At 64.2% G+C, this 11,887-nt stretch carries 10 protein-coding genes and 1 pseudogene (1 of these 11 cut by a window edge); 4 read left to right on the top strand and 7 right to left on the bottom strand.

What is annotated here, in order from left to right; genetic code table 11:
• Window positions 1–565: pseudogene (locus tag EOC06_RS01485) on the bottom strand (helix-turn-helix domain-containing protein) (it extends 285 nt beyond the left edge of the window).
• A gap of 92 nt (window positions 566–657) precedes the next feature.
• Between EOC06_RS01485 and EOC06_RS01490 the strand changes: the two are divergent.
• Entirely contained in the window at window positions 658–2,202 is a 1,545-nt protein-coding gene (locus tag EOC06_RS01490; RefSeq protein ID WP_128306895.1) for a 4-hydroxyphenylacetate 3-hydroxylase N-terminal domain-containing protein, read from the top strand.
• A 6-nt stretch (window positions 2,203–2,208) separates the two neighbouring features.
• A complete protein-coding gene (locus tag EOC06_RS01495; RefSeq protein ID WP_128306896.1) occupies window positions 2,209–2,718 on the top strand; it encodes a flavin reductase in 510 nt (169 codons plus the stop codon).
• Window positions 2,719–2,793: 75 nt separating this feature from the next.
• Here EOC06_RS01495 and EOC06_RS01500 read toward each other — a convergent pair whose 3' ends face one another.
• From EOC06_RS01500 to EOC06_RS01525, 6 genes are all read right to left on the bottom strand, one after another.
• Window positions 2,794–3,450 (bottom strand): methionine ABC transporter permease, encoded by a 657-nt coding sequence (locus tag EOC06_RS01500; RefSeq protein ID WP_127266743.1) that lies wholly within the window; start codon window positions 3,448–3,450, stop codon window positions 2,794–2,796.
• Window positions 3,431–4,528 (bottom strand): methionine ABC transporter ATP-binding protein, encoded by a 1,098-nt coding sequence (locus EOC06_RS01505; RefSeq protein ID WP_128306897.1) that lies wholly within the window; start codon window positions 4,526–4,528, stop codon window positions 3,431–3,433. The genes EOC06_RS01500 and EOC06_RS01505 overlap by 20 nt, the downstream gene beginning before the upstream one ends.
• A gap of 91 nt (window positions 4,529–4,619) precedes the next feature.
• Window positions 4,620–5,474, bottom strand: coding sequence for a MetQ/NlpA family lipoprotein (locus EOC06_RS01510; protein ID WP_128306898.1), 855 nt, complete (start codon window positions 5,472–5,474; stop codon window positions 4,620–4,622).
• 252 nt (window positions 5,475–5,726) lie between these two features.
• Window positions 5,727–7,214: an aldehyde dehydrogenase gene (locus EOC06_RS01515; RefSeq protein ID WP_128306899.1), complete on the bottom strand. Its 1,488-nt coding sequence runs from the start codon at window positions 7,212–7,214 to the stop codon at window positions 5,727–5,729.
• Entirely contained in the window at window positions 7,211–8,404 is a 1,194-nt protein-coding gene (locus EOC06_RS01520; protein WP_128306900.1) for a cytochrome P450, read from the bottom strand. Before EOC06_RS01520 ends, EOC06_RS01515 begins: the two co-directional genes overlap by 4 nt.
• A gap of 56 nt (window positions 8,405–8,460) precedes the next feature.
• The gene (locus EOC06_RS01525) at window positions 8,461–9,909 is read right to left on the bottom strand and encodes an APC family permease (protein ID WP_128306901.1); all 1,449 of its coding nucleotides are present in this window, start codon (window positions 9,907–9,909) and stop codon (window positions 8,461–8,463) included.
• 173 nt (window positions 9,910–10,082) lie between these two features.
• Between EOC06_RS01525 and EOC06_RS01530 the strand changes: the two genes are divergently transcribed.
• On the top strand, window positions 10,083–10,853 hold the full coding sequence (locus EOC06_RS01530) for an IclR family transcriptional regulator (RefSeq protein WP_128306902.1): 771 nt from the start codon (window positions 10,083–10,085) through the stop codon (window positions 10,851–10,853).
• Window positions 10,853–11,887: Tm-1-like ATP-binding domain-containing protein (locus tag EOC06_RS01535; RefSeq protein ID WP_245469278.1), on the top strand; the 1,035-nt coding region annotated here is incomplete at its 3' end. The genes EOC06_RS01530 and EOC06_RS01535, both read left to right, overlap by 1 nt.

Genomic DNA, 11,887 nt, shown 5'->3' on the forward strand with positions numbered 1-11,887 from the left:
GCAGGCCCCGCGCCAGCGAAGCATTGGAAGAGGCGGCGGAGGCGGTCACGCCGGGGCTGAGGCGCGCAATATGGGAGAGTGCGACGGCGATCAGCGCCGGCAGGACCCTGTCATTGCCGGCTTGCGCCTCGGCATATTCGGCGGCGATCATCTCCAGCACCGCCGCCAGTCTCGCCCACGCTGCGTGTCGTGGCAGACCGTCGGCAAAGACCGGCCTGTCCAGCGGCAGCAGGCTGTGAGCGGCGATGGCCGCGAGCGCGCCGTCGGCGACCGAGACGACGATGGCGTCGGTGCCGGGTCCGATCGAGAAGCCATGCACGACAGCGCTCGGCACGAAGCTGACGGCAGGCGCCGAAAAGTCCCAGGATCGGTCTTCGATACGGTAGGTACCGGAGCCGCTGGTCCAGTAGGTGATCTGGCCCATCTGCGGATGCTTGTGCGCCGCAACCTGACCAAGATGGATGTTGCTGCGCGCAAGCACCGTCTCGACATGCAGAAAACCGACATCGAGCGGCCTCACCGGCTCGCCATAGACGAAGAAGTCGGGAATGGAATTCTGGCTCATGGCGCCTGAAAAAGTCCAATCGGTTTTGCCGTTCCGTCCATAACCGATGCCTGTCCAAGGCGCTAGTGTTGCGACTCAAGAGGAGGACCATCATGCGATCAGAAGACTTCCGCACTGATAAGGCACGCCCGTTCACCGGGGCTGAGTATCTGGAGAGCCTGCGCGACGGCCGCGAGGTCTATATCAATGGCGAACGCATTGCCGATGTCACCACGCACCCGTCGATGCGCAATTCGGCGCGGTCGCTGGCGCGCCTCTACGATGCGCTGCATGATCCCCTGCGACGGGACACGCTGACCTCGCCGACCGACACCGGCTCGGGCGGCTACACCCACAAATATTTCCGCGTTGCCAAATCCTCTGGCGAACTCGCCGCCCAGCAGACGGCGATCGCCGAGTGGTCGCGCATGTCCTATGGCTGGATGGGGCGGACGCCCGACTACAAGGCGGCGCTGATGAACACGCTCGGCGCCAATGCCGACTGGTACGGGCCGTTCAAGGACAATGCGCTGTCTTGGCACAAACGTGCGCAGGAAGCCGCACTGTTCATGAACCATGCCATCGTCAATCCGCCGATCGACCGCCACAAGCCGGCCGAACAGGTGAAGGACGTCTTCGTCCACATCACCAAGGAGACGGATGCCGGCATCTATGTCTCCGGCGCAAAGGTGGTGGCGACGTCCTCGGCGCTGACCCACTACAATTTCCTGGCGCAGGGCTCGGCGACGATCACTGAGGATCCGTCGCTGTCGGTGATGTTCATCGTGCCTATGAATGCGCCGGGGATAAAGATGTTCTGCCGCGTCTCCTACGAGCAGACGGCCAACACGGTGGCGGCGCCCTTCGACTATCCGCTGTCGTCGCGCTTCGACGAGAACGATGCGATCCTGGTGCTCGACCATGTCTTCATCCCCTGGGAGGACGTGCTGGTGCTGCGCGATGCGCAGAAAATCCTGTCCTTCCATCCGGCATCCGGCTTCATGCATGGCTACTGCTTCCAGGGCTGCACGCGTTTCGCCGTCAAGCTCGATTTCCTCGCCGGCCTGCTGGCCAAGGCGCTGCGCGCCACGGGCGGCGATGCTTTCCGCGGCAACCAGGCGGCACTGGGCGAGGTTATCGCGCTCAGGCACATGTTCTGGAGCTTTTCCAACGCCATGGCCTACAACCCGATCCCGTGGGCGAATGGCGCGGTGCTGCCCAATCTGGAAGCCGCGCTCGCCTACCGCACCTTCATGTCGGAAGCCTATCCGCGTGTCATCGACACCGTGCGCCGGGTGATCGCGTCCGGGCTGATCTACCTGCCGTCGTCGGTGCGCGACTTCAACAACCCCGAGATCGACAGATATCTGGCGCAATATGTGCGTGGCTCCAACGACATGGGCCACATCGAGCGCATCAAGATCATGAAGCTTTTGTGGGACGCGACCGGCACCGAGTTCGGCGGCCGCCACGCGCTCTACGAGCTCAACTATGCCGGCGCGCCGGAAGAGGTGCGGCTGCAGGTGCTGAAGGGCGCTGAACGCGGCGGGCGGCTGAAGGCGATGGAAGAGCTCGTCGACACCTGCATGGCCGACTATGACGAGAATGGCTGGACGGGCGATACCTGGTTCAATCCGCTTGTCTCAACGGCCGAGTGAAACCAGATGGCCACGCAGATTTCGAAAGCCGATTTCCGCGACGCCATGGCGAGGGTCTGCGCGCCGGTCAACATCGTCACCACCGATGGGCCGGCCGGGCGTGGGGGCTTCACCGCCACCGCCATGTGCAGCGTCTCCGACGAGCCGCCGACGCTGCTCGTGTGCATGAACGGGCGCTCGACGCAGGCCGCCATGTTCCTGTCCAACCGGCGCTTCTGCGTCAACGTGCTGACGCATGACCATATGCACCTGGCGGGAAAATTTGCCGGCGCAACCAGGGACATGGAAGCGCGCTACTCCGCCGCACGCTGGCAGACGCTGACCTCCGGTACGCCGGCGCTGTCGGATGCGATCGTCAATTTCGATTGCGAGATCGAGACTGTTCATGTCGTCGGCACGCACAATGTCATGATCGGCCGCGTCATCGATGTCCGGCACGGCAGCGGCGGCTCGGCCCTGCTCTATGTCGACCGCAGCTATACGCAGCCGACCCGGCTGGGCAGCTTTGGCGGGTGAAGCCGGGCGTCAGACGGTTTGGTGGCGGGGAGGCCTCCGCCTATCCCGTACGCGGCCGTGCCATCAGCCAGTCTTTCACCCTCGCCGATCCAGCCTCGCCACCAGCCGGTCCCCCGCCCACTGGATGCCGCAGACCAGGATGATCAGCACGATGACCACCGCGATCATGACGGACGTCTCAAATCGTTGATAGCCGTAGCGGATGGCGAGGTCGCCGAGGCCGCCGGCGCCAATGGCGCCGGCCATGGCCGAGGCACCGATCAGCGTCACCAGCGTCACCGTGAAGCCGGCGACGATGCCGGGCAGGGCTTCCGGCACCAGCACCTCGCGGATGATCGTCCAGCGGTTGCCGCCCATGGCGCGCGCCGCCTCGATCAAGCCACGGTCGACCTCACGCAACGACACTTCGGCAATGCGCGCGTAATAGGGCGTGGCGGCGATCGATAGCGGCACGATGGCTGCCCATGTGCCGATCGAGGTGCCGACGATCAGCCGCGTCACCGGGATCAGTGCCACCAGAAGGATGATGAAGGGCACCGAACGGAAGCCGTTGATGACGGCGCCGAGCGCCCGGTTCACCCACAGGCTTTCGGCAATCCCGCCGCGTTCGGTGGCGATCAGTGCCAGGCCGAGCGGCAGGCCGAAGACCAGCGAGATGAGGCCGGAGGCGGCTGTCATCAGGACGGTTTCCCAGATCGAACGCAGCAGAAGTTCAAACAGGATCGGCGACATGGCCAAGCACCTCCACCCGCGCCTGGCGGGTCTTCAGGAATGTGATGATGTCAGCGAGATGATTTGCACCGCTGCCGGGAACAGACAGGAACAGCGTGCCGACGGGCTGCTGCTGGATATGGTCGATGCCGCCGTGGATGAGGCGGAAGGCGCCTGGAACAGCCGTGGCAAGGTCGGACAGCAACGGGCCGCGTGCCGCATCGCCGGCCACGTCGACGCGCAGGATCGTCTCCGCGCCGGCCGCCGGCAGCAGCCGGGCCGCCAGTTCGGCTGGCAGCTGCGGCCGGATGGCGCCGAGCAGGCTTTTGGTGATGTCTGATTGTGGGTCGGCAAACACCGACCAGACCGGCCCTTGCTCGACGATGCGCCCGGCGTCGATCACCGCAACGCGGTCGGCGATCGAGCGGACCACCTCCATCTCATGGGTGATCAGAAGGATGGTCAGCCCAAGCTGCCGGTTGATGTCCTTGAGAAGGGCGAGGATGGAGCGCGTTGTTTCCGGATCGAGCGCCGAGGTGGCTTCGTCCGACAAGAGCAGCGCCGGGCGTGCTGCCAGCGCCCGGGCGATGCCGACACGCTGCTTCTGGCCGCCCGACAGTGACGCCGGATAGGCTTTTGCCTTCTCGGACAGGCCGACGAGGTCGAGCAGTTCGGCGGCGCGCTTCAGTCGCTCGGCCTTCGAGCGGCCCTCGATCTTCAGCGGCAGCGCCACATTGTCTTCGACGGTCTTGGCCGACAGCAGGTTGAAATGCTGGAAGATCATGCCGATGCGCCGCCGCAGCGGCTGCAGCTCGCGCTCGCCAAGCCGGCTGATCTCTCGGCCTTCGATGAACACCTCGCCGGAGTCAGGCCGTTCCAGCCCGTTCAGGCAGCGGATCAGCGTCGACTTGCCGGCGCCGCTGCGGCCGATGATACCGAGGATCTCGCCCTTGCGCACGGTCAGCGAGATGCCGTCGAGCGCCGCTGTCACACCGAAGCGGCGCTTCAGCTCGACGAGGCGCACGACGTCCTGAGACGCGTCGGGCCGGCCATGGGTCGGATCGGCGGTTTCTCCGGATGCCGTGATATGCTGGTTCATGATTGTTCCTGTTCCCGAAAACGCAATCGCGGCCCGCGCCTGAGCGCGGACCGCTGTTGCTCTCGAACCGGGCTTCCGGTCGACGATCGGATCAATAGGCGCTGAGGCCGGTGCCCTTGTAGACCTTGTCGAACTCGGCCTTCACCGCCTCGTTTTGATAGGAGGCCACCAGCGTCTTCACCCAGGCCTCGTTCTCGTTACCAGCCTTCACCGCGATGAAGTTGCGGTAGAGATTGTCGGCGATCGGCTCCTGCGCGATGCGGTTTTCCGGCGTCAGGCCGCTTTTCAGCGCCCAGTCGGTGTTGACCACCGCCGCGTCGAGATCCTCGACCGAGCGGCCCACAATGCCGGCGTCCAGCTCCTTGATCACCGCCTTCTTCGCGTTCTCGGCGATGTCGGCGGTGGTGGCCAGAATACCGGTGCCGTCCTTCAATTTGATCACGCCCTCGTTCTGCAGCACGCGCAGCGCACGGCCTTCATTGGATGGATCGTTCGGCACGCCGACGACCGCGCCCTCGGGCAGGTCGGCGACTGCTTTGTACTTCTTCGAGTAGAGGCCGATCGGCCACACGCCGGTATAGCCGACGCGCACGATATGATACCCTTGAGTCTTGATCTGGTTGTCGAGATAGGGCTGGTGCTGGAAGGCGTTGGCGTCGATTTCGCCGCGCTCCAGCGCCTCATTGGGCTGGGTGTAGTCGTTGAACACCACGGTTTCGATGGAGAGGCCCTTTTCGGCGGCCTGGGCGACGACGACTCGCCAGACATCCTCGTCCTCACCGCTGATGATACCCACCTTGATCGCCTTCTTGTCCTCGGCGAACGATGCGCCGGGCGCCATCAGGCTGCCGATCGCCACGGCCGAGGCGAACAGCAGAGCAAGGCCACTGCGCCGGTTGACGGTTGACCCCGGGGAAGATGGCAAAGTGTTCTTGAAGTCGGACATGATTGATCTCTGTGGTTGTGAAGTCATGGCAGCGAGGCGGATTGCCTAGCCTTGGTCACATCCTCAGAAATTCTATCAAGTTTATCAAAGAACGCCTTTCGCCGTTCTCGCCAAAGCCGGGAATATTCTCTCAAAATTTTCGCGTGAGTGAGAACGAGACGCCATTGAATCGATCGCCGCGGGCTACGATGCGATCCGCTGCGCTTCGGAAGTAAGATCGGACTCTCGGAAAAACCGGCGCTGACGCTAGGCTCAAAGCGCGATCCACGCCGTCTTCAGTTCCAAATATTTCTCCAGCGCGTGAAGCGACTTGTCGCGGCCGAAACCGGACTGCTTGACGCCGCCGAGCGGCACGGTGATGTCGGCGCCGCCGTAGGTGTTGACGTGGACGACGCCGGCATTGATGGCGCGCACCATGCGGTGTGCTGTGGAGAGGTTTGATGTCCACACCGCCGAGGCGAGCCCGTAGACGGTCGAATTGGCAAGCCGCACCGCCTCCTCCTCGGTCTCGAAGCGCATGACGCCGAGCACCGGCCCGAACACCTCCTCGCGGGCAAGCTGCATGTCTTGCGTGACATTCTCGAAGATCGTCGGCGCCATGTAGCTGCCGCCGGTCTCGGTGAGAATCCGCTTGCCGCCGGTGACGAGACGGGCACCCTCTTCCGTCGCCCTGGCGACGAAACCGAGGTTCTTATCCAGCTGTTCGGCGCTCGACACGGCGCCGACATCGCTAGTGAGATCGAGCGGATCGCCGACTTTCAGCCGCGTGGTTGCCGCGACAAGTTCGTCCATAAAACGGTCATAGACCGACGCCTGAACGAGCAGGCGCGAGCCGGCGACGCAGACCTGGCCGGAATTGCGAAAAATGCCGTTGGCCGAGAGGACGGCCGCCTGTTTCAGGTCGGGAGCATCGGCAAAGACGATGTTGGGCGACTTGCCGCCGAGTTCGAGGAAGACGCGCTTCAGATTGGAGCGAGCGGAATATTCGAGCAGCCGTCGGCCGACCGGCCCCGAGCCGGTGAAGGCGATGGCGTCGACATCCATATGCAGGCCGAGCGCTTCGCCGGTGACCGCGCCACGGCCGGTGACGACATTGAGCACACCGGCGGGAAGTCCGGCCTCGCTTGCCAATTCGGCCAACCGCAGCAGCGTCAGCGAAGCGATCTCCGGCGGCTTGACCACCACGCAATTGCCGGCGGCAAGTGCGGGCGCGATCTTCCAGGCGCCGATCATCAGCGGGAAATTCCACGGCACGATGACGCCGACGACGCCGAGCGGCTCCTTGTGGATCAGTCCCAGCACATTGTCGGCCGTCGGCGCGATCTCGCCATAGACCTTGTCGATCGCCTCGGCATAGTAGCGGATGGTGCCTGCCGCCGAGAGCGGTTCGGCCTTGTAGGCCATGCCGATCTCGGTGCCATTGTCGCGCACGCCGAGCACGGCGAGCTCGTCGGCATGCTTTTCGACCAGCTCGGCGAATTTCGTCAGCACCTTCTTGCGAAAGGCCGGCGCTGATCGCGACCACGAGCCCTTCTCGAACGCCTTGCGCGCCGACTTCACGGCGCGGTCGATATCGGCGGCGTTGCCGTCGGCGATGCTGGCGAACGGCCGGCCGTCGATCGGCGACGTCACCGGCAGGCTTGCGCCGCTTGTTGCCTCGATCTGCACGCCATCGATGAACAGGCCCCGTGCGCCGATCTCCGTCCTGCGCAGCGTGTCGATGGCATTCTGACTGATCATGGGTGACGGACTCCCAGGGAAACATGCAATGTGGTTGGCGCGCGGAATTCCCAGCCGCGAAACACCGGCTCCTTGCCAGGCACAAGGCTGAGATGGGGGAAGCGCAGAAGCAACAGCCTCACCGCAAGGCACATCTGCTCGCGTGCGAAAAACCGGCCCGAACAGAAATGATGGCCGAAGCCGAAGGCGGCATGATTGCCTTCGTCGCGGTTGATGTTGAAGCGGTCGGGATCGGCAAAGCGGCTCTCGTCGCGGCTTGCCGAGGAGACGAGTGCGGCGACCGCGGCGCCGGCCGGGATCGTCACGCCGCCAAGCTCCACCGCCCGCGTCGTCTGCCGCGTCTGCGTGCCGATCGGCGCCACCCAGCGCAGGCCCTCGTCGACCGCCTTCGGCACGAAGGTCTCGGGATCGGCGAGCACCTGCCGCATCTGTTCGGGATGGGCCAGCAGACCGGCCAGGATCGAGCCGGCGCCATGTCCGGGCTCCTGCATGCCGCCAAGCAGGATGACCTTGATGCTTGGCATCAAAAAATCGATTGGCCGCGTCGTGCCCTCCGGCATGCCGTCATGTAGCATATGCGACAGCGCGGAATCATCCGGCGTGTGGACAAGCCTTTCCAGCGTCGGCAAGATGGCGTCGCCGACCTCGGCACTGATCGCGTCGGCGATCTCCTGCCGCTTCGGGTCGTTCTCGAAATTGATGGCGCCCTGGGCAAGGCCATAGAACCAGCGGCGCAGCGTCGGCATGTCGATGTCGGCAAGGCCGAGCGAGCGCGCCAGGCTGAGCGTCGACACCGGCTCGAAATAGTCGGCCATCAGCTCGGCGGAACCCTGGTTGGCGATCCGATCGAGAAAAGGTTCGGCAATCGACCGCACGAGGTCGCCGGCATAGGCGGCGACTGTGCGCGGCCGGTATTTCGGGTCGACGCCTTGGCGCAGTTGCTTGTGCGTCTCGCCATCGGTGGTCAGGATGGTGGGCTTGCCGAAGGAGCGCTCGACCGGCGACGAGCCGACGACGGCGGAGAAGATGTCGGGCGACTTGGCGACCGTCTCGACATCTTTCCAGCGGGTGACGAACCACAGATTGACCGCCGGCACGAAAGCGACAGGCGCACTGCGCCTGAGCTCTGCGTAGATCGGGTACGGATCGGCTTCCAATGCCTCGACGGTGATATTTTCGGCAAAGCTCAAATCCGCCACTCCCCTTGGTGTAAGGGGCGGCGTGGCACGCCGCCCCTTTGCTTTTCTCAATCTTTCAGCGGCTGGCCGAGGTTTTCGAAGGCTATGGGATCGCGGCTCTTCAGCGCGCTGGCCAGCAACAGGCCGACGATCGCGGCGATCAGCACCAGCCCCGGCAGGAACACACCGAGAAAACCGCCGGCCCCGGACAGGCTGCCGAAATTGATCACGATCAGGTAGATGATGATGACGAAAGCGATGAAGGTCAGCCCGGGCAGGATGGTGGTCTTCAGCGCGTTCTCCTGGGCTGCCGGGTTGGCGCGGAAGAACATCACCACGGCAAGCGATGCCACCGCCATCATGACGATGACGCCGAGCGTCGCGACATTGGTCAGCCACGAAAACAGCGCCAGCACCGGATCGAGGCCGAGCACGGCGAACAGGCCGACGACGATTGCGGCGAGCACGCTCTGGATGACGGAAGCGACATGCGGGCTCTGGTGCACCGCATGCGTCACGCCAATCGTCTGCGGCAACAGTTTTTCGCGGCCCGAGACATAGATATAGCGCGCAACCGCATTGTGGAACGCCAGCACGCCGGCAAACAGGCTCGACACGAACAGGATGCTCATCGCCTGCGACAGCATCGTGCCGGCGTAACGATCCGACAGGCCGAACAAGAAGGTCGTCGGATCCTGCAGCCCTTGCAGCGTCGGCAGCAGCTTGTCGACACCGGCGCCGACTGCCATCAGCCATGCCGTGAGCATGTAGAAGACACCGATCAGCACGACCGAAAAATAGGTGGCGCGCGGAATGGTGATCTTTGGATCGCGGGCTTCCTCGGCATAGATCGTCGTCGCCTCGAAACCGATGAAGGCGGCAAAGCAGAACAGAATGGCGATGGCCGGCGAGCCGCTGACGATCTGGCTCCAGCTGAACGGCGCCGCCGACAGGCCGCTATCGCCGCCGGTCTTGAGGATGGCGATGTCGAGGACCAGCACCACAAGATATTCGCACAGCACCAGCACCGTCAGGATCTTGGCGGAGAGGTCGACCTGCCGATAGCCGAGCACGGCGACCAGCGCGATGGCGATGAAACTCCACACCCACCAGGGCAGGTTGATGCCCCAGCCGGCGAACAGGCCTGACGTCGCGGCGCCGAGCAGGCCCATGACCCCGATCTGCATGGCATTGTAGGACAGGATGGCGATCAGCGCCGTGGCGCCGCCGGCCATGCTGCCGAGGCCGCGCGCGGCATAGGCATAGAAGGCGCCGGCATTGCCGACATGGCGTGACATGGCGACATAGCCGACCGCGAACAAAAGCAGCAGGATGGTGACGATCAAATAGGTGCCCGCAAAGCCGGCGCCATTGCCCATCAGCATGCCGAGCGGCGTGCCGCCGGCGACGGCCGTGAGCGGGGCGGCCGCCGAAATCACCATGAAGGTGATGGCGCCGACGCCAAGACTGTTCTTGCGCAGCCTGTTGGCCGGCGCCTGTTCTGCAACTGCTGTCATCGATCCCTCCTGTTTGCAAACCCTTGAGTTCGCCGGCCAAATGGCCTGTCCCATGCACTCTGGCGGTTGGTTCATTATTTGAACCGCTATTTTGAATATAGACTTGCAAACAATGCCGATGCCTGTCAAGTTAATTCACACGTTAAATGATTATCCCGAACCGGGAGGCAAATTTGAGTACGGTCGGAAAAGCGATCTCGCTTCTGGAGCTGTTCAGCGTCGACGAGCCCGAGCTCGGCCTGTCCGATCTGGCGCGCCGCTCGGGCTTCGACAAGGCGACGACACGGCGGCTGCTGGTTGCGCTGGCCGGCCATGGTTTTGTCGAGCAGGATATCGGCACGCGGCACTATCGCCTCGGCGCCGGCCTGTCGCGGCTGGCGCGCATCCGCGAAGCGCGCTTTCCTTTCCTGCAGACAGCTGTTCCGCTGGTGCGGGACCTGGCAGCATCGACGGCCGAGACCGTGCATTTGTCGGAATTCGGCGTCGACAGGCTGGTCACCGTTCATGTCGAGCATCCGGCATGGGCGAACCGGGTCAACATCGACATCGGTCAATTGCTGCCCCTGCATTCGACCGCGTCGGGCATCGCCTATCTGGCCTTCGCCCGCGACGAGACCGTCAAGGCGTGCCTGACGGGTTCGCTCGACGCTTTCACGGCCCATACGCTGATCGAGCCGGCCGCCATCTCAAGATCCATGAGCGAGACGCGCGAGCGCGGCTATTCGATCTGCGACCAAGGCTATGAGGAAGGTGTGATCAGCGTCGCGGCGGCAATCCGCGGGGCGGATGGCTTTGCGCTCGGCACCATCGCGGTGGCGGCGCCAAAGGCCAGAACGACGGCAGCCGCGATCACGGAGCGGGGACTTGCCGTGAGGGAGGCGGCACGGGAGATTTCCATGCGCCTCAACGGCGAAAACCTGCAAATCTTGAGGAGGCAGGCCTGATGCCCTCGGAGACAGCGCCCCGCATCCTGGTCATCGGCACGGGCGACACAAAGGCCGAAGAGCTGCTGTTCATGAAACAGTGCATCGAGCAGTCAGGCGGCAGCGCCGTGATGATGGATGTCAGCGTGCTGGGCGACCCGCCCTACAGCCCGGACCACGACAAGCATGCCGTGGCCCGGGCCGTGGATGTGACGATCGCCGAGATCGTCTCGAGCGGTGATGAGAACACCGCCATGACGCTGATGGCCGGCGGCGCGGTGCAGCTGGTGCGCAAGCTCCATCAAAACGGCGAGATCGACGCTTTCATCGCCATCGGCGGTTCGATGGGGACAGATCTGGCGCTCGACGTGGCGCTTTCCCTGCCGCTCGGTGTGCCGAAATTCGTCGTCTCGACCATCGCCTATTCGCATCTCATCCCGCCCGAGCGCGTCGCGCCCGACCTGATGATGATCCTCTGGGCGGGCGGGCTGTACGGCCTCAACTCGATCTGCAGGCTGGTCCTGTCACAGGCCTGTGGTGCGGTCGTCGGCGCGGCCAGGATTGTGCTGGAGGCCCGCATGTCGGCTCCGGCAATCGGCCCGACCATCGGCATGACCTCGCTCGGCAGCAGCTGCCTGCGCTACATGAAGACGCTGAAGCCGGCGCTGGAACAGCGCGGCTATGACGTTGCCGTCTTCCACACCACCGGAATGGGCGGCCGCGCCTTCGAATCGATTGCCGGTCAGGACCATTTTTGCGCGGTGTTCGACTTCAGCCTGCAGGAAATTACCAATCATCTCGCGGGTTCCGTCGTCAGTTCCGGTACCGACCGGCTGGAGAATGCCGGCGCTCGCGGCATTCCGCAGATCGCCGCACCCGGGGCGGTCGACATGGTCGATCTGCCGACCTGGCAGGATTTGCCGGCTAAATTCTCGACGCGGCCCTTTCATGCCCACAACAGGCTGATCGCGTCGATCACCGTCGATGCCGACGATCGTCGGCAGGTCGCCAGGACCATCGCCGCCAAGCTCGGCGCCGCGAAAGGCCGCTCCGCC

This window comes from Mesorhizobium sp. M7A.F.Ca.MR.362.00.0.0 (assembly GCF_004023175.1).
Taxonomy (GTDB): Bacteria; Pseudomonadota; Alphaproteobacteria; order Rhizobiales; family Rhizobiaceae; genus Mesorhizobium.